This window comes from Vicinamibacterales bacterium (genome assembly GCA_041659285.1).
GTDB lineage: Bacteria > Acidobacteriota > Vicinamibacteria > Vicinamibacterales > UBA2999 > 12-FULL-67-14b.
The window spans coordinates 97532-114582 of sequence record JBAZYO010000011.1 but is presented as its reverse complement, the minus strand read 5'-3'; the positions used below and the strand labels follow the sequence as shown (position 1 = coordinate 114582).

At 62.4% G+C, this 17051-nt stretch carries 14 protein-coding genes; 4 read left to right on the top strand and 10 right to left on the bottom strand.

Annotation, left to right across the window (positions count from 1 at the left end; genetic code table 11):
* Positions 1 to 101 precede the first annotated feature (101 nt).
* From WC815_17465 to WC815_17430, 8 genes are read right to left on the bottom strand one after another with little or no spacing between them, the layout of a single operon-like run.
* Positions 102 to 956, bottom strand: coding sequence for a type IV secretion system protein (locus tag WC815_17465; protein MFA5910573.1), 855 nt, complete (start codon positions 954 to 956; stop codon positions 102 to 104).
* A gap of 18 nt (positions 957 to 974) precedes the next feature.
* The gene (locus WC815_17460; protein ID MFA5910572.1) at positions 975 to 1766 is read right to left on the bottom strand and encodes a hypothetical protein; all 792 of its coding nucleotides are present in this window, start codon (positions 1764 to 1766) and stop codon (positions 975 to 977) included.
* A gap of 12 nt (positions 1767 to 1778) precedes the next feature.
* Positions 1779 to 2555 (bottom strand): hypothetical protein, encoded by a 777-nt coding sequence (locus WC815_17455; GenBank protein ID MFA5910571.1) that lies wholly within the window; start codon positions 2553 to 2555, stop codon positions 1779 to 1781.
* 10 nt (positions 2556 to 2565) lie between these two features.
* Positions 2566 to 3789: a TrbI/VirB10 family protein gene (locus WC815_17450; protein MFA5910570.1), complete on the bottom strand. Its 1224-nt coding sequence runs from the start codon at positions 3787 to 3789 to the stop codon at positions 2566 to 2568.
* A 2-nt stretch (positions 3790 to 3791) separates the two neighbouring features.
* Positions 3792 to 4571, bottom strand: a complete 780-nt coding sequence (locus tag WC815_17445) for a TrbG/VirB9 family P-type conjugative transfer protein (GenBank protein MFA5910569.1) — start codon at positions 4569 to 4571, stop codon at positions 3792 to 3794.
* A gap of 13 nt (positions 4572 to 4584) precedes the next feature.
* Positions 4585 to 7011 (bottom strand): DUF87 domain-containing protein, encoded by a 2427-nt coding sequence (locus WC815_17440; protein ID MFA5910568.1) that lies wholly within the window; start codon positions 7009 to 7011, stop codon positions 4585 to 4587.
* Positions 7008 to 7319, bottom strand: coding sequence for a VirB3 family type IV secretion system protein (locus WC815_17435; protein MFA5910567.1), 312 nt, complete (start codon positions 7317 to 7319; stop codon positions 7008 to 7010). The genes WC815_17440 and WC815_17435 overlap by 4 nt, the downstream gene beginning before the upstream one ends.
* Before the next feature lie 6 nt (positions 7320 to 7325).
* On the bottom strand, positions 7326 to 7787 hold the full coding sequence (locus WC815_17430) for a TrbC/VirB2 family protein (GenBank protein ID MFA5910566.1): 462 nt from the start codon (positions 7785 to 7787) through the stop codon (positions 7326 to 7328).
* A gap of 90 nt (positions 7788 to 7877) precedes the next feature.
* Here WC815_17430 and WC815_17425 point away from each other — a divergent pair, with 90 nt between their 5' ends.
* From WC815_17425 to WC815_17415, 3 genes are all read left to right on the top strand, one after another.
* The gene (locus tag WC815_17425) at positions 7878 to 8480 is read left to right on the top strand and encodes a sigma-70 family RNA polymerase sigma factor (GenBank protein ID MFA5910565.1); all 603 of its coding nucleotides are present in this window, start codon (positions 7878 to 7880) and stop codon (positions 8478 to 8480) included.
* Positions 8481 to 8726 carry a hypothetical protein gene (locus WC815_17420; GenBank protein MFA5910564.1) on the top strand — a complete coding sequence of 82 codons (246 nt, stop codon included), beginning with the start codon at positions 8481 to 8483 and terminating at the stop codon, positions 8724 to 8726.
* Between the two features lie 576 nt (positions 8727 to 9302).
* Entirely contained in the window at positions 9303 to 11903 is a 2601-nt protein-coding gene (locus tag WC815_17415) for an ABC transporter permease (protein ID MFA5910563.1), read from the top strand.
* Positions 11904 to 12245: 342 nt separating this feature from the next.
* Here WC815_17415 and WC815_17410 read toward each other — a convergent pair whose 3' ends face one another.
* Positions 12246 to 13751 (bottom strand): tetratricopeptide repeat protein, encoded by a 1506-nt coding sequence (locus WC815_17410; protein MFA5910562.1) that lies wholly within the window; start codon positions 13749 to 13751, stop codon positions 12246 to 12248.
* Between the two features lie 26 nt (positions 13752 to 13777).
* Positions 13778 to 14164 carry a BlaI/MecI/CopY family transcriptional regulator gene (locus WC815_17405; GenBank protein ID MFA5910561.1) on the bottom strand — a complete coding sequence of 129 codons (387 nt, stop codon included), beginning with the start codon at positions 14162 to 14164 and terminating at the stop codon, positions 13778 to 13780.
* A gap of 68 nt (positions 14165 to 14232) precedes the next feature.
* On the opposite strand from WC815_17405, the gene WC815_17400 reads away from it, so the two are divergent.
* Entirely contained in the window at positions 14233 to 16836 is a 2604-nt protein-coding gene (locus tag WC815_17400) for an ABC transporter permease (GenBank protein ID MFA5910560.1), read from the top strand.
* The last annotated feature ends 215 nt before the right edge of the window (positions 16837 to 17051 follow it).

The following is a 17051-nucleotide window of genomic DNA, read 5'->3' as shown; positions in this document are numbered from 1 at the left end:
ATGAACCCTAAGACCATCGCTCGAGATGCTGCTCCAGAGGCCGGCGGTTCCTCGTCGTGGCTGCGCCCGGTTGGCCAACGTTTAGACATGATCAACTCCTGTTACCGCCGCGAGAATATTCGGCTGATGCTGACTCGGTTTGCCAAGGTGCTTTCCCCGCTCGATCCCGAGAAAATGGATTGGGTAAGCGAGGGCACCTGGAGAATCCCCATGCAAAAAGTGGCCACAACGGCAAACGCCTGCATCGCGTAGATTCCGTAATCTGCCTGCGTGATCACTGGCGGCAACGTCGTCACGTAGCGGAAGACGAATTGCTCGAAAATCATGAGGAAAGCTATGGCCACGACAGGGATGAACGAATACTGAATGAACGATCGGAGCCAGCCCCAGAACAGCCAGTCGAGCTTCGGAACTATGAAAAAAGGGACAAAGATTGGCCCCAGAAGTGCACATACCGCGCTGGCAATCAGTCCGAAAGAGATGACAGCCAGGGACACGGCCTTGGCGAATGCGATTAGAAACAAGACGGTCCAATAGATCAGGTTCGCCAGGATCGACCACGGATCAGGCTGCATGAAGTGAGCGGACAGCTCATCGAGGTGCCGATACACGTTGTCGAAGGCGCGCGCCTGAAGGACCGATTGGAAGTATCCGGCCTGGTCGGTGATGAGGTTGCTGAACGACACGCCGATGCCCGGAAGCGGGCTCTCATAGAAGGCGATCAGCGAGTAGCCGAACGAGATGAAGAGGAGCAGCTTGGCGAAGTCAAACATCTGTTCGCCGAGGCCGTCCCCGCTGAACATCACCCTGATGCCGTGCCAGGCGATCAGGATCACGGCGAACGACAGAAACAGCCGATAGCCGAACCGCAGGAACTCCGGCTCATATGTCAGCAACAAGCTGGTGATCGCCTGCTGAATGGTCGGAATAAGGTCGAGCGATGGGTGCGTCGGCATGACTTGGTTCCTATCCGATCAGGGCTGACGCCACGTCTGCAGGGCGGCTCCAGCGCCTGAAGCACGAGCGCTTGCGATGACCTCGCGGTAGCGCCATTCCGACAGCTGCATGTTCATGGTTGCCGCGTGGGTATCCCGTTCCCGCTTGGTGTCGACCATGAGTTGCTCGACTAGGCCAATCATCAGGTTTGTGCGGGCCTGGCGCTGGCGTGCCGCAATCAGTGAGGCACCGCTTATCTTGTCCAGAACGGCGGTAGCGCTTTGCTCGAGGGTGCCGTTGGTCACATCTCGCTCGAGCGCCTCGATCGCACGTAGCTCGGCGCGGCCCGCATAGCGGAGACGGCCGCTGTTGTGGATGGTTGCCACGCTGACGGCATCGGCGGCATCAATGGTCGACAGTTGATGCTCAAGCACCCTCCGGGCCACAGGCGGCAAACCCGCCGCTAATTCGTCGAAGCCGGCAATCTGCTCTGTAACGCTGCGGTAGCCCAAGCCCTCGGAGTCTCCGAAATCGAGTGCGGACTGGAACGCGGCGGCTACCTCGTCGCCCTCACCAGCATAGCCAGGATGGGTGCGCCAGCGAGGAGCGTCCGGGGCGCCGTACTTGCCCAGATCCGTGAACATGCTGAGCCGCTGCGCCCATCGGCGAAGCTGACCGTGTTGGGCCACCTGTGTCTCGAGCAGGTACTCCCTCAGCGTGGCGGTAACGGCATTTCTCACCGTGACAGAGGTGTCGTGCACCACGATCTGGGCATGTCCAGGTGAGGCAGCGGACAGGATGGCAACCACAATCAGGGCGTGTTTCTTCAAGGCGACCTCCTTCTAGGGTTGACGCCACGTTCTCAGCGCATCAGAACTGCCCTTGACCATGGCGTCGTTCGCACCCTTGCCACTGCGCCACGTCTCCAATTGCATGTTCATCGTCGCGGCCTCGGCATCGCGGAGCCGCTTTCCGCGCGCGAGCAGCTGCTCCACGGCGTGAGACAGGAGCTGATTCGCCGCCATATCCTGGCGCCGGCCCAGCAGCTCGGCACCGGCGACCTTGTCGAGGATCGCGGTCAGCTCGTGATATCGGAGCAGGCCGTTCATGACATCGTCCTCAAGACCTTGAACCGATTGCTGCAACCGGTCGCTGTATTGCCGAATCGCGCCCACCTGGTGGCTGGCCATCATGGCGACTGAGTCTGCGATCTCCACCGTCGCGATCTGCCTGGAGAACGCCCCCTGAGCCTTTGCGGACATTCGGGCAGGTAGCTGAGGGAACGAACCCAATGGGACTGTTGTGGCCGCATAGGCCGCACCCGTTGGATCGCCGGAGTTCAAACCTCTGAGCCAGGGCTCCGCGTGCGACCAACGGCCGGAGTCGTGCTTCGCGCCGGAGATCGGCGGCATTCGGTATCCCTCCATGTTGCCCAAACCTTGCGACATTCGCAGGATCGTTCGGTACTGCGCGGTCAATTCTTCCAGGTGTCGCTGTGTTCGTTGAGCGATCAACACCGCCTGCTCGAGGTTCGATGGGTCGATTACCGCGAGTTGCCCGCGGGCGGGGACCGCGGTGAACGTGATGACGGCGAGGGCTAGAGCCAAGCGCGAAAACATCTATCACCTCCTATTGGTCAACGCCGGTTGTGGCTACGCTCCACGCCGGCAGTTCCAGGTCGCTGGTCACATAGACCTTCACGCGGTGACCTTCTCGGATGGTGATCGTGGGCATGCGATTGAGAAATCGATTGAGCGATTGAGCGCTGGCCTGGGATGCTGCGTCCGCCGAGCCCGCCATAATCACCGTCCGGTCTCCGTCTCCGCTGCCTAACGCGGCGCTCCCGAGCAACTGCGATAGCCCGCCAACCAGACCTACGGCAGCCGCAGCACCGAACGTGGACCAGTAGTGCTGGTTGACGCGATCCTTCAGCCCGGAATCACCACGCTGGTTCAGTCCCTTGAAGTGGTCAAGGGGAACCGATTGTCCGCCCGGCATCACGATGCGATGGAAGCCGACCGCCAACCGTGTATCGCTCAAGCCCTCGACTTGTCTCGTTTCGCCGAGGATCCGCGCCCCAGACGGCACCAGAATGTGTTGACCGTCCTGGGAGTAGACCGGATTCGTCACCAGGCAGTTGACCGGCGAGGCCGCCGCGCCATCCAGGCGATTCGTCAGGACGGTGTCGATGATGGTGCCTTCGACGATCCGGTGCAGATTGCCGGCAAGAATCGAATACTCGCGGGCATTCACGGCCACACGTCGCGTGGCTCCTGGCACAGACGCGTTCTCGGAGGCGGGTCTGGCCGCGACCTTTTGAGGGCTGTTGCGTGTTGTCGCCCGGACAACCGCGTCAGCGATGGCGTCCAGGGATGGCTCGTTCCCGGCTAGGCGCGGCCGTTCGTCGGCCTGAACTCCGGACTGGTCCGCCCTCGCGTCTGGTCTCTGCAGCGGTGCTCGCCGGCTCACGACGACATTGCTGGCGAACAGGCTTTCGTAGTCTCGCCGCTGCCGCTCGCCGGCAAGGGGATCAACGGGCTGAGGCGGGAGGTCGTCCTGAAAGGCAGGAGGGAGGGAAGGCTCGCCTCTCAGGTCTGGGGCCGACAGGCCGTTGAGGGCGCTGAGGCGCTCCTGATAGTCACGAACCCTGTCAGGGCTGACGGCCTGCTGCGCCGGGCTCGCCGCATGGCCACGTTCGGGGGCCTGAGGCTGCCCGGTAAGGAAGATGATCAGGACAATTCCGAGTGCCAAGGCGACCATGAGCCAGGTCTGGATGCCCTTCGGCAGGACACCGCGCGGAACCGGCCGTCGGTCGACCACGGGCGCCGCGCCTTGTGTGTCAGTTGCGCTCATGGTTACTGCTCCCGCTGCTCGAACGACAGCCGTGCGTTACCCAGGGCCAGGTACCCACGGTCGAGAACCTTCGGGATGACGTAGACGCCGCTTCGTACCTGGAAGTTAACGATCGACGGCTTTCCATCCTTCAGTTCATAGAGCGCGGGAAGTTCGCGGGCATCGGCTTTGAGAAACGTGAAGGCCCCGTCGTGCCAGATTGCCTGGACGAAAAATGGCTTCTCATACTTCGGTGTGCCATACGCAAACCGGAGCTTGCTGGGATAGTCCTGATTGGCCGCCGCCACCGCCTCCTTTGCGCGCTGTTCCGAACGGACGACCGCGGCTTTTGCCTCGGTCAGCTCCGAGTCCAGCCGTTCGACATCAGCTGCGCTGTAGTACTTCTGATGGCCGGCAGGTGCGCTTTGATTCGCGTTCACGTAGATCTTCAAGTCCGGCTGGCCTGAACCGGCCTTCTCCTTCAGCAGGAAGGAGTAGATCGCTCCCTTTGCGGTGACCAAATTGAGATTGGTCTCGGCGTCGGCTTTCGCGGGCTTGACGTGGGCGACGTTCTGAACGGCACTGATGACCCAGAAGTCGCGGTCGCCGCAGATCACATCGAGGATCTCATCGCCGTCCGGAAGGACGATCATCGTCGTATAGCGCAGCCGAGTGTTCAAGGGGATGACATTGCGGTCGGTCGCGGTCACTTCTCGGATGCCACCGGCTTGTGCGGCAGCAGGGCAAACGTCGAGGGAAGCCCAGGTCAGCGAAGCGACGATCGGAATCAGTAGTGCGCGCATCCAGCACCTCGTTTCAGGCAGAGGCGGCCAGGCGATCCAGCCCGGCCGCGAATCCAAACTCACGGAACACCGAAGCCACCCGCTCGTTGTCAATCGGGGTGTTCGTATAGATCCAATAGCTCTTGGGATCCACGTTCAGGTCGAGCACCTTCGCGAGGTGAGCCCGCTTGAGCAGCACTTGGCGGCGGGGCAGCAGGTTCGCCATCAAGCTCAGCTCCATCTCGTTCATCTGCAGAAGGTCGCGATACTGCTCGGGATTCATGGAGGGGTTCGCCAAGAGCAGCCGCGTCGGACAGCTCTCCACAACCGTCCTCAGCAGGTCGACCGACGAAAAGTCTTCGATGCTCTGGGTGGCGACCAGCATGGCGCCATTTCGCTTGCGCCAGGTCTTCAGGGCTTCCTGCACATACGACCGCACCGCCGGGTGCTGAATGAGGCGCCAGGCCTCGTCCAGAACGCATACCTTGAGGCCGGGATCTCCGGAATCGTGGACGCACTGGCTCACCCGATGCAGGATGTAGAAGAGCAGCGGCTCCAGAACCGCGGGATACGACCGCATGGCCTCGAAGTCGAAGACCTGAAGCCGGTCGAGTGCCAGGGTGTCGGTCGCGTTGTCGAACATCGAGGCGTATCGACCGCCCTCAACCCATTTGTGCAGTCGTCCCCCGACGGCCCTCGGAAGCAGGCTCGAGAGGGTAAATAGCCTCCGCTGCGACCGTTCAAGAACATACAAGTTCTCGATGGCTTCGTACACTTCGCGGTCCTCGAGGTGGCTCAATCGGTAGCCGTCTTCTCCTTCAATCAGAACCTTGGTGAACGCATGGAGGAAGTGCAGTTGCTCCGGCGTTGGCGAGGAGATGTCGAAAGGATTGATTGTGACCGCTTGGCGCCCGAGGCCCAGCTCGACATAGCTGCCTTGGAGAAGTGCCGTCAGCTTCCTGTAGCTGTGACCCAGATCGAGCACGATGGTGAGCGGGTCATGCTGCTGAAGCTGCGTGATCAGGAAGTTGAGCAAGAAGCTCTTGCCACTGCCGGTTGAACCCAGAACCAGTGTGTGGCCGACATCATCCACATGGAGGTTGAAGTGGTAAGGCGCCAGCTGCGGAGTCTCAAACACCGCCAATGCAGGTTGACCAAGATGAGGGCACAAAGGCTCGCCGTGGTCCTGGCTGAAGATGAAACTCAAATCCGCGCAATTGGTCTCCATGAGGGCAATGCGCCGGAGGTTGTAGGCGCCGTTGCCGGGGACGATGCTTAGCCAGGCGTTGAGAAGGTTATAGGTCTCCTCGACAAAGACTCCGTCATGGGAGGCCAGAAGCTTCGCCGCCTCCGCACTGGCCATCTCCAGTGCCCTCGTATCGCGGTCGTGGAGCACGAGCGTCAGGGAGGCCGAGCCAAAGAAGTGCCCGTTGACCTCAAGCTCGGTGAGCGCGTCGCCGAGCTGGCCGACCGTCGCCCCTGCGGAGTCGTCCACCAGCATCTCGTCCGGTGAGGTGTCGGCCGACACGTAGTTCACTAGCGACACCCGTTTGTTGAAGAAATGCCGCCGGCGCGAGTGAATGTCGCGCCGCACTTTGTCGTTTGGGAGGCGTTGCCACTCGGCGCATGCCACGAACTCACCTGGTAGCTGCACCAGGTCTGAGAGCATGTGTGCGTAGGTCTGGCTCGGCGGCTCCTTCATGGAGAGCAGCTTCAGCGACCGTGTGCCAACCCGCAAGTGGTCGCGATGGCATTCGATCGCGGAGTCGGCAACGAAATAGTCTAGGTGTGTGTCGTAGCGCAGGCTGCTGGCCTCGGCGACACTGGGATCGAGGTTCAGGAGTCGCCGGAAGAACGCGAACATCTCCGACTTCGGGAGACGCCGGAGGTGGCAATCGGGCAGTTGTACAGCGAACGCCGAGGCGGCCTGGTCGAGCGTGCGGGAGGCCTCATCAAGCTGCGACTCGAGCAGGTGGAACGTGTGCGTCAGCGATAGTTGCTCCCTTATGGTCGTGAGCGGTTGTCGGATGAATCGCCGCAGCGACCGATCGAGGCGCCCGATGCCAGTCTGATCCGACAGCAGCACCAGATACTGATCGACTTGGAACAACCGATCGCGCCGGCCGTTCAGGTACTCGGCCCGGCGCTGGAAGGCCTCCCGAGCTACTGCTCGCGAACAGCCTGGGACCGCAAACGCGTCGGCGTGCCGCTTGAGCAAGTATTGGTAGAGGCGGGTCTTCTCATCCAACTGCCGCAATCCGGCTTCGAACTGGTGCGTGACGCGCTGTCTCTGCTCGTGGGGCAATGCCTCGGCGTCGGGCCCCTTTACCTGGAACATAACGCCAACGCTCCCGCTCTTGGTAACGAAAGTGACGTCATCCAGGAAGCCCCACAAGGCAATCAGTGAGTTGATGGCCCCGGACTCTTGATAGTCTCGAAAGATTCGATCGAAGCGCGTCATCGGCTCATCCTCACCTCGGCAGGCTGGTGCTTCAGTGGATCGAACCGCCTCCGTGCCTTCGACGAAGACAGGAGGATGCGAAGCATCTCGGGGTCCCGGTCAGTGGCCCACAGAGAAAAGCCATAGAGGGCGACGAACATCAGCAGCCCGGCCAGGAACGAATAGAACAGGTTGAACGTTGCGGCGCCCAGGAGCATCGCCAGAAAGAACAGCCGACGTTCGACGCCCCAGATGGTGAGCCGCCGATGGAGCCCCTTGTAAGTGACTCGGACGGACGGTCGCGCCGTTTGAAGTGCGTTGGTTGTCATGGCCGGTCAGAACAACCACGTCATGAACTGGGCTGCGAACAGAGCCAGTCCGCCACCGAATACGATCCCGGAGATCTGTCGCTTGGCCCCACCTTCGCCAAACATGAACATGAGGCCACCGATCACGATGGCTACTAGGGCGAGCGACCGCGCGAGCGGCCCGGTGAACGTGAACTCGAGATTGCTGGCGGCCCGCTCCCAAGGTGACTGCTGCGCAAACGCGACGGCTGGCAGCAGAAGCACAACCGTAATGAAGGCTTCAAGGATTGACGCGATCGACCAGCGTCGTGGCCGCGTGTTCGACGAGTCTTCCCGAAACTTTGCGCTTGAAATCGTCTGTGTGACGACGGTAGATTCTCGACTGGATCGAGAAACACGATGGATGCGATCTGGCATGTCGTTCACCTCGAATCCGACGACGACCTTTCCCCAAGATCGTCCCGTAACCGATTGAACGCCATCGGGCACTGAAACCTTACACGTCTGAGTAACGTAGAGAGTCAGTTCGATACTGAAACAATCGCTTCCCGCCGCCTCCCCGGCGATTAGGGACGCACCATGGAGCACCTACGAACGATGGGGCTGCTCGATAGCGATGGAACACCGTTCCACCCGCGACTTGAGCGAGTGCTCACCCAGTTGGCCGCCCGACTCCGCCGGGAATTTCCGGCACTGCATGACGAAGTGACGGTTACCGAAGTGATAGAAGAAGCAGGGCGTCGAATCAGTAGGCGCGAGCAGCGAGCCGGTCCGGTCGAGAAGCTTCACGGCTACGCTTGGGTCGTGATCCGTAGCGTGGCGACATCACAGCTTCGGCTCGGCTCTACCCGAGTAATGCAGAAGACTCTTGACTCGGAGGCGAGCTCAGCGAGGCTGGCGGCCGCACCCTGCAGGACGGGAACAGCGGAGGATATCGAACGGCAAGTATTGCTCCGTGAGCTGTTGGCGAAGCTGTCACGTGAAGAACGGCTGATTTGCTTGTGGAAGCAGGCCGGCTTTTCAAGCCAGGAGATTGCCAATCACCGGCAACGATCGGTGGTCTCGGTGGATACGATATTCTCTCGGGCGAAACAGAAGATCCGGCGCGTTCTCGGCGCCGCGGACCGCGCCACCGAGAAGCCCTTCGACATCCCACCTGAGGATGGGTGTAGAGAACCGTAAATGGCCAACGATGATCAGCCGAAAGGTGACCCTGAGTTTCAGGAGGATCTCGATGAGGTTTTGGGCACGGCCAATCCCAATCCCAGCCGCGTCGGCTGTCTGTCGCCAAAGATCCTCTCAGAGCTCGCCGGCCGCAACCAGCCGCTCGGGGATCCAGCCTACGAGCACCTACTGACCTGTTCGGAGTGCTATCGCGAGTTCAGGCGACTGCAGAATCAAAAGCACGGCGTTCGACGTGAGTCGTAGCGGATAAGCAGGGATTCGTTGCCGTGCTGTCGTTCTCAGGCTGTGAGGCAAGAGGGACTTAGGCGTTCGGGGCGATTGACGAGCGCGATCTCCGGTGTCGAGAATCTCTGCCGACGATCTCACGGCTGAAGGTCGTTCGCAGGGAATCCGTCTGTTCCATGCCGCCATTTGCGACCCCTTGCGCTTCGACAGGGCGGTCCATTAGACTCCTGTCGAAGCGAAAGGAGAGCGAGTATGACGTCAGCGCGAGTGGAACTGCCACAAGGGACTCTGGATCTACTAATCCTCAAGACCTTGGCCACTGAGTCACGCCATGGCTGGGCGATCGCCGAGCGGCTCCATCAGATATCCAGCGCTACGCTGGACATCCGTCAAGGCTCGCTGTATCCCGCTCTCCATAGGCTCGAGCGAGCGGGCCTGGTCAGGACGGAATGGGGAACGTCAGACAACAACCGGCGGGCCAAGTACTACGAGCTGACAAAGCGCGGTCGCGCGCGTCTGGAGACCGAGATCTCCGCTTGGAACAAGCTGAGCGTCGCCGTGGCACTCGTCCTCGACAGGACATAGGAGGACGATGTGCTCAACGATTGGTGGTGCCGATGCCGTTCCCTCTTCCGGCGAGACGCTGTCGAGCGCGAGCTGGATGAAGAGATTCGCAGCCACTTCGAGAACCTCGTAGAGGCCCATATCCGCCGGGGGCTGACACGAGATGAAGCCGTCCGAGCATCCCGGATTGAGTTCGGCGGGTTCGATCAGGTGAAGGAGGCGCACCGCGACGTGCGGGGAACCGCCTTCATCGAAGCCATCGTGTGCGACGTCCGGTACGCAATCCGGCAGGGGAGGAAGTCGCCAGGCGTCACTGCGCTGGCCATCCTCTGTCTCGGCCTCGGGATTGGGGTCAACACCGCGATATTCGGCGTGCTGAACGCCGTGTTGCTCCGGCCGATGCCGGTGACTGAACCCGACCGGTTGCTGCGGGTCGAGCGTGGCCAAGGCGGGGCATTCTCCTATCGCGCTTACCAGGCGTATCGCGATCGAGCGCAAACTCTCTCGGGCATCGCCGCCAGCGTGCCGATGGAATCAGATTTGGACGTCGATGGCGACAGCGACATCGCAGTTGCGGAAGTAGTCTCAGCTAATTATGGCGACATCATTGGCATGCGGCTGTTAGCTGGCCGGTGGTTTAGCGATGACCACGAGCTCGGAGCCGTGATCAGCGACTCGGTCTGGGAGCGCAAGTTTCAGCGCCGACTGGACGCCATCGGTCGGACCATTCGGTCCGAGTCACAGACCTACACGATCGTCGGGGTGACCGCGCCAGACTTTGGGGGCGTCTTCGCGCCGATGCGGACCGACCTCTGGGTGCCCACGCAAACGCGCCCGCGGCTGGCCGCACGGCTGGCCGAGGACCGACCCTTCAACATGCTGATGATGTTCGGAAGGCTGAGTCCTGGGGCGACTGCCGGTCAGGCAAATGCTGAACTGAATGCGATCGACGCGCAACTCCGCACGGAACGATTCGCATCGGATCCAGCGCCGTCGCCAATCGTCACCACGGTGGTTCGCGGGCAACCAAATAGCCCCGGCCGGGCCACGGCAGCGTCGCTGATGACGCTACTGGGAGCTGTCGTGGGGCTGGTTCTGCTGATCGCGTGCGCCAACGTGGGCCACCTCCTGTTGGCGCGCGGTGCGCTCCGCCGACGCGAGTTGGTCATGCGACGCGCGCTGGGCGCCTCCAGGGCGCGCTTGGTGCAGCAGTTGCTGACGGAGGCCGTCATGCTGGCAGGGGCCGGTGCCATTACCGGCATCTTACTCGCCACCTGGGCAAATAGGCTGCTGCAGGCGACATTCCCGCCGTCCGTTGCGGTGTTCGCGCTCCACGTTGATCTGTCTCTGGATTGGCGAGCACTGGTCTTCACGTCGGCGGTGACGGTGGTGGCAGCGGCTTTATGCGGTGTTTTGCCAGCGTGGCGCGCATCGGACGTTGCCGTCTCGTTTCCGCGCGATGTGCGTGGCGGTCGTCTCCGGCGCCTACCATGGGGGTTAGTAGGTCAGGTCGTTATGTCGCTCGTCCTGCTCTTTGTTGCTGGCAGCTTCTTGCAAGGTCTGGCACAACTGCGGAGTAGCGATCCTGGATTCGCGGTCACCGGCCGCCTCTACGCGCACACCGCACTCCCTCCGGCATCCTCCGATCTCGATCGACGTCGGCATTTCTACGCCGACGCTCTGGAGCGTCTGCGTGCGATCCCAGGTATTGAGGCCGCCGCCCTGACATCGATTCTGCCGCTGATACCGGCAGGATCGGACTGTTTGTCGTCGCCTGGCGGAGCGAAGGTCGCGACCACTGCCAGCGAGATCGGCGCCGGCTACCTTAGGACGCTCGGCATCCGCTTGGTGGCAGGGGAGGAGTTCGAGATTGATGGACCTCAAGGCGCTGCTACGCCAATCATCGTCAACGAGAGTCTCGCCCGAACCGTGTGGCCGGGCCGCTCGCCGGTGGGTCAGCCTGTCTTGATCGGATGCGACTCGTCAGAGTCCGCCGTAGTCTCCGGCGTCGCCGGAGATTCCGCGATTCGGCAGATGGGTGAATTACCAAAACCGCACCTCTATCGTCCCCTCATGCGACGGCCCGGCGGCACGTTCACGACCATTGTCTTGGTCACGAGCGGTGACCCAGCGGCATTAACGCAGCCGGTGCGACGAGCGCTTCTCGGCATGGGTCAAGGAATCCGGGTCTACGACGTGCAGCCGCTCGCGGTTCCAGTCGGCGAGTCACGCGCAGCTGAGAGCTGGCTGACCTCGGTGCTAGCGGTCTTTGGGCTTCTGGCGCTGGTATTGGCCGCGGTGGGCTTATGCGGGACGATCGCCTATCGTGTGAGCCTTCGCACACAGGAGATCGGTGTGCGGATGGCACTGGGGGCCAGCCGGGCCGCCGTCTTCCGGGAGGTCATGGGCCAGGGGCTCATGATCGTACTGGCCGGTGTTGGGATCGGTGAAGTCTTGACAGCAGCACTAACTGGTATGGCGGCTTCGACCCTAGAGGGAATTGCACGACCGGGGTTCTTGCTGCACGTAGCCGTGGGCACTATCTGGATCGTGGTGGCGTTGGTCGCCTGCTATCTACCCTCGGCCAGGGCGGCCCGCGTGGACCCGTTGATAGCGTTGCGCCACGACTGAGTGATTGGTCGGAGCATCCGACACTGGAAAAGACGCTCAGATGGCCACTAGTAGAGATGGATGGTTGTGACCGAGCGAAGGCCTGTATAGGCTTCGCGAATGGCTGACCTTCCAAAGGATCCTCGAAACGCGGCGCTTGAAGACTGAACGAATTTGAGTTCCGCCACAACTCGCGCAAGATGGACGACGGCCAGCGCAGGAGCCCTTAGCGGCCAAGTGCGATGCAACCGGAGGCCCAGCCTCGGATCGGTGGGAGACCACTTGCCTATCACCGTACAGATCGCTCGATTGGGGCCATGAAGCGCCGCACAAATTGATGTGCAATGGCGTTCCGGGGGGCGCTCACGATGATGGTGGTCTTGCGATGCCGACGCTCAAAATACTCGGGTCGCCCGTTGTCGCTGGGACATCGATGTCCAGAATGAAGTCTCGTGCGAGCCCCCCAAGCCTGGGATCACCGAGAAGGCGCCTCGCATAACCCAACGCAAGCTCGCGCTGGCCAAGAACCTTCGCTACGATCGCCGCGCCGTACAGCGACGACGCCTGCCATTGCTCGAGCCGCAAGATCTCGCCGGCCTGAGCCTTGACGACTCCAGCCAGCAGTGCCGCCTCCTGGTCCGCAATCGCCCGATTGAAACACGACGCCGACGCGTCGAGTCCATCGAGGGCTTTGCGCAACATATTGTCCTTGGCGTCCATTTGCGCCAAGTACGACCGCGACTCACAGTCACCGGGGTCCAGCGCGAGGGCTTGGGTAAAGTGGACGCGCGCCTCATTGTATTGTGCGAGCGCGCGCGCCGTCAGTCCCGCAAGCCGCTCGACGTGCGATGACGGCCAGAATCTAAGTGCTTCGAGAGCGTCCTTGTGCGCGGCCTGACTCTGCGACATGCTGAGCAGATTCCAGGCCCGCCAGTAGTAATTCTCGCCGGGACTCGGCGCACTGCGTTCTATCAAGGAGCTGAGGATTGTGACGGCCTCGACGTGGCGGCCCAGATAGGTCAATGCTTTCGCCTGGCCTAGCAGTGCCGACGGCTGGCCGTTCAGACCATGCGGGGCCGTGAAGAGGTGAAGGGCTTCCTCAAACCTAGACAAGGCAAGGCTGGTATTTGCCAACGAGAGGGTCACAACGGCGCTGTGTGGCAGCCCCTTCCAGGCCAGGGCGAATTGTTCATGTGCCGAGATGAGCTGGCCATGGTACAGAGCCGCCAGACCAGATTGATAGTGAACTTCCGCAAATCTTGGATCCCTCTCGATAAAGACGCTAGCGTCGTCGGCCGCCGCTGCGGTTGAGCAAGTTAGCTCCGCATAGCGCAGGGACAGGTTGGCCCGTCGGATCTGCACCCACCAATCGGAGGAGGCTGGTATGTCGCTGGATGCCGGCCTTGGGCAGGTAATCGCCAACGCGTACGCCACCGCGACATTCCGCGTGGCCGGCTTCGTCAGGAGCTGGGTCAACGCAGTGGTGGTGGCATCGGCCGGCGCCGGAGAATCTGTATCGATCGGCTTATCCCGGTCGTCCAGCTGACGGAGGACCATGGCGAATACGTCCAAAGGTAGTGGCGATGCCCAGGGAATCGCGATGACGGCGCGGTCCGCCCCGGAGTTGGGAAGTGCCAACTCCCTCTCACGAAATGCCATTAACGTCAGGGCCAGTTGCCGCTGCCTGATGGCTCGCTCGTGCATACGTGACCCAGACGGCCCGCGCGCATAGAGCTGCACCGCCTCAGCCAAGCATGCGTAGCAGCCGGTCGACACCAAGGCTTCGACCCGGTCGAACTGCGGCTGAACCGCCGTCGGCTCACGTCGACGCGAACTCGCGCATCCCGCGATAGCCGCGGCAAGAATCAAGACACAAACGCTGGGGAGACGTGCGGTCATTTGCCGAAAGCGAGAGCACGATGGACCGATTCGGCGAGCGCCTGGCGTACGTCGTCGGACAGCTCGGCGTCCTCGATCGCGAGCAGCGTAGCCAATGCCCTGGTGGATGAACCTTGGAAGAACGTCTCCACAACATGCTTCATCGCTGTCACGCGCGCCTGGTGCCGTGGCACTGTGGGCGTATAGATGTAGCGGAGGCCTTGCTCAATGTGTCGGACGTGTCCCTTGCGCTCCAGCACCCGCAACTGCGCGCGGACCGTTGAGTTGCCTCCAATCCCAATCGCATCCTGCACCTCAGAGACGGTCGCGCGGCCGACGCGGTAGAGCACGTCCAGGATCTGTCTTTCTCGCTTCGTTAGAACCAGTCGCGCCTGCTTTGTCATGAGCCAAGGTCGAAGTGTTATAAATATAACAATAAAACATCGTTGGGTGTGTTATAAAAATAACGGCCATGGGGAATCTAGGGAACCAGATGGGCAGCCTCGTCGCAGACTTGGCTGACGACACGGCGTACGCGTTCCGTGGGCTTCGGCGGAGTCCCGGCTTCACGATTGCCGCGGTCCTCACGCTTGCCCTTGGCATAGGTGCCGCCACAGCGGTGTTCAGCGTCATCAACACCGTGCTGCTCGAGCCGCTGCCGTACCGGGATTCCGATCGCCTGGTGCGAATCGTGGAGCGGGCGGCACCTGCGAATCCTGGCTCGCCGCTGCTACGCCGAACCGGCATGTCGTGGGCCGAGATGGCGGAATGGCGGAAGGTCACCACCACCATCTCGGACATGGCGTTCAGCCTGACGCCCCCGATCACATTGATGCCGACAGCGGCCGGTTCCGCACGACTGACCGGCGCGCTGGTCTCGGCGAACACATTCGCCATGCTCGGCGCCAGCGCCCGCCTCGGTCGCACGCTCGACCCCGCCGACGAGGCCCCCGGATCGACGGTCGTCGTCATCAGCACAGGCGCGTGGCAGCGCTACTTTCAGGGCGACCCCGGCATTCTTGGGCGCACCATCACACTCAAGACACTCGGGCCGGAAGCAGGATTCCTGGACGGGACACCGCTGACGATCGTCGGCGTCATGCCGGCCAGCTTCGACTTTCCGATTCCGAACGCGGACTACTGGGCGCCCATCCCCGAAGGCTCGCCGGCCCGGAAGTGGCCCGGCGGAGGCGTCATGGCCAAGCTGCAGGAGGGGATAACGCTGGCCGTTGCGGTCGACGAAGCCAATGCCATCGGCGACGGCCTCCGCCCCAAGCCGACGTCGGGACCGATGTCGAGAGCGCTACCGACCGGTGAACGGCGCTTTACGGTGGAAGGTGTCAAGGAGCAGGTCGTCGCCTCGAGCCGTCCTGCGCTTCGCGTGATCGCGATCGCCGTCACTGCGGTACTGCTCATCGTGTGCGCGAACGTCGCCGGCCTGTTGCTCGCCCGCGGTACCGCACGCCAGCGCGAAGTGGCGGTTCGCCTGGCCATTGGCGCCGGTCGTGGGCGCATCCTCCGGCAATTCCTGACCGAGAGCATGGTGCTGGCTGTAATCGGCGGCGTGCTCGGTGCCATCATGGCGGTGGGCTTCATCGACCTGCTCCGCGAGTTCGCCTCACCGCACGCGCAAGGCGTGTTTCAACTGTCGTTTGGCGGCGCCATGTTGCCACGGCTGCACGAGGTCGGGGTTGACCTCGGTCTCCTGGCGTTGGCAATGAGCCTGGCGATGGCTACCGCGCTGATGGTTGGCGTTCTGCCAGCCTTCAGGATGTCGCGCGTCGATCACGCGCAGGTCATGAACTACCGGGGCGCCGGCGGGCAAGGCGGTGCCCGTCGCGGCGACACGCGGGCCCGCAGCGCACTGGTTGTCGCCCAACTGGCGTTGGCCACGATGCTGCTCGTTGGCGCCGGCTTGTTAATCAATTCCTTCTCCCGGCTGGCGCGCGTGGACCCTGGCTGGAATGCGTCGGGGCTGCTCACCTTTTATCTGGTGATGCCGCAAGACTATTCGACCGCGCGCAAGGCGGCGTTGATCGATGCCCTGCTCACGGAACTCCGCCGCCAGCCCGACGCACAAGGTGTCGGCTATACCTATGCCGGGCCATTGCTGGGGATCGTCGATCGGCTCGGCGTGTTCGTGCCGGCGGGTCGCACGCCGGACGAGATGCGCGACAGCCCCGACAACCCGCAGATCCGCGCTGTCAGCTATGACTACCTGCAGACGGTAGGTGCTCGCCTGGTGTCGGGGCGCTGGTTCGCCCCGAGCGACGATGCCGGTGCGCCGCCGGTGATCATCGTCAACCGCACAGTCGTGCGGCGATTGTTCAACAACGAAGACCCGGTTGGTCGCCTCGTGCACCTGGACGGGCGTATGGACTTTCCGCCCCAGCAGATCATCGGCGTCGTGGAGGACATGCGGCAGTCACGTCTCGACGCGGAACCGGCACCGCAGATGTTCGTTGACTATCGACAGATGCTGGCCCTGACGCAGGCCCGCAAGATGCCGACGGCTGGGCAGGAACGCCTGGCGTTTGGCTTTCTGTCCTTCTTTGTGCGCACCGATCGTGATCCGGCCACGCTAATGCCGGCGGTGCGGTCGGTGGTCAATCGCGTGGATTCGGCGGCGGGCATCGATGCGATGCTGCCCATGGAGCAGTTGGTTGCGTCGTCGCTCACCCGGCAGCGTTTCTATGCCCTGCTACTCGGTCTGTTCGCCCTGGTCGCAACAGTCATTGCGGCGATTGGTATCTACGGCGTCCTAACCTATGCGGTCGGTCAACGCACACAGGAGATTGGTATTCGGATGGCGCTCGGCGCTGAGCGCGGCGCCGTGCTGAGGATGGTGCTCCGGCACGGCGTCGTGCTGGCGACGGTCGGCATCGGGCTCGGTCTCTCCGGCGCGGTCGCGCTGACGAGCTACCTATCGGGGATGCTGTACGACCTCACCCCGCTCGATCTGCCCACCTACGTAGCGGTCGCGGCCCTGTTCACAATGGTCGCCGTGGTGGCCTCGTATCTCCCTGCGCGCCGGGCTACCCAAGTCGACCCGGTAGTCGCATTGAGACACGACTAGTCCTGCCGTGGTCCGAGCGTCGCGAGAGGAACTGGCGCCCGGCTCCAATGGTCGACAATTGGGGCCTGTAACCGACACTCAGGCCCGCAGGCGCCAGAGGTGCTGTGAGATCTGAAGGCGCCTTGGCTTCCTCGAAGGAACGTCCGGCGTACGCCGTCGACATTCTCAGTCATTCACAGCTTGAAAACGGAGGACGGCCGAGGCGTTGGGCTTTA

Coding starts and splice junctions, on each gene's coding strand:
- WC815_17440 (MFA5910568.1), bottom strand. CDS start 7,011: ATGACGCGCTTCGATCGAATCTTTCGAGACTATCAAGAGTCCGGGGCC.
- WC815_17445 (MFA5910569.1), bottom strand. CDS start 4,571: ATGCGCGCACTACTGATTCCGATCGTCGCTTCGCTGACCTGGGCTTCC.
- WC815_17435 (MFA5910567.1), bottom strand. CDS start 7,319: ATGACAACCAACGCACTTCAAACGGCGCGACCGTCCGTCCGAGTCACT.
- WC815_17465 (MFA5910573.1), bottom strand. CDS start 956: ATGCCGACGCACCCATCGCTCGACCTTATTCCGACCATTCAGCAGGCG.
- WC815_17425 (MFA5910565.1), top strand. CDS start 7,878: ATGGAGCACCTACGAACGATGGGGCTGCTCGATAGCGATGGAACACCG.
- WC815_17400 (MFA5910560.1), top strand. CDS start 14,233: ATGGGGAATCTAGGGAACCAGATGGGCAGCCTCGTCGCAGACTTGGCT.
- WC815_17450 (MFA5910570.1), bottom strand. CDS start 3,789: ATGAGCGCAACTGACACACAAGGCGCGGCGCCCGTGGTCGACCGACGG.
- WC815_17455 (MFA5910571.1), bottom strand. CDS start 2,555: ATGTTTTCGCGCTTGGCTCTAGCCCTCGCCGTCATCACGTTCACCGCG.
- WC815_17405 (MFA5910561.1), bottom strand. CDS start 14,164: ATGACAAAGCAGGCGCGACTGGTTCTAACGAAGCGAGAAAGACAGATC.
- WC815_17420 (MFA5910564.1), top strand. CDS start 8,481: ATGGCCAACGATGATCAGCCGAAAGGTGACCCTGAGTTTCAGGAGGAT.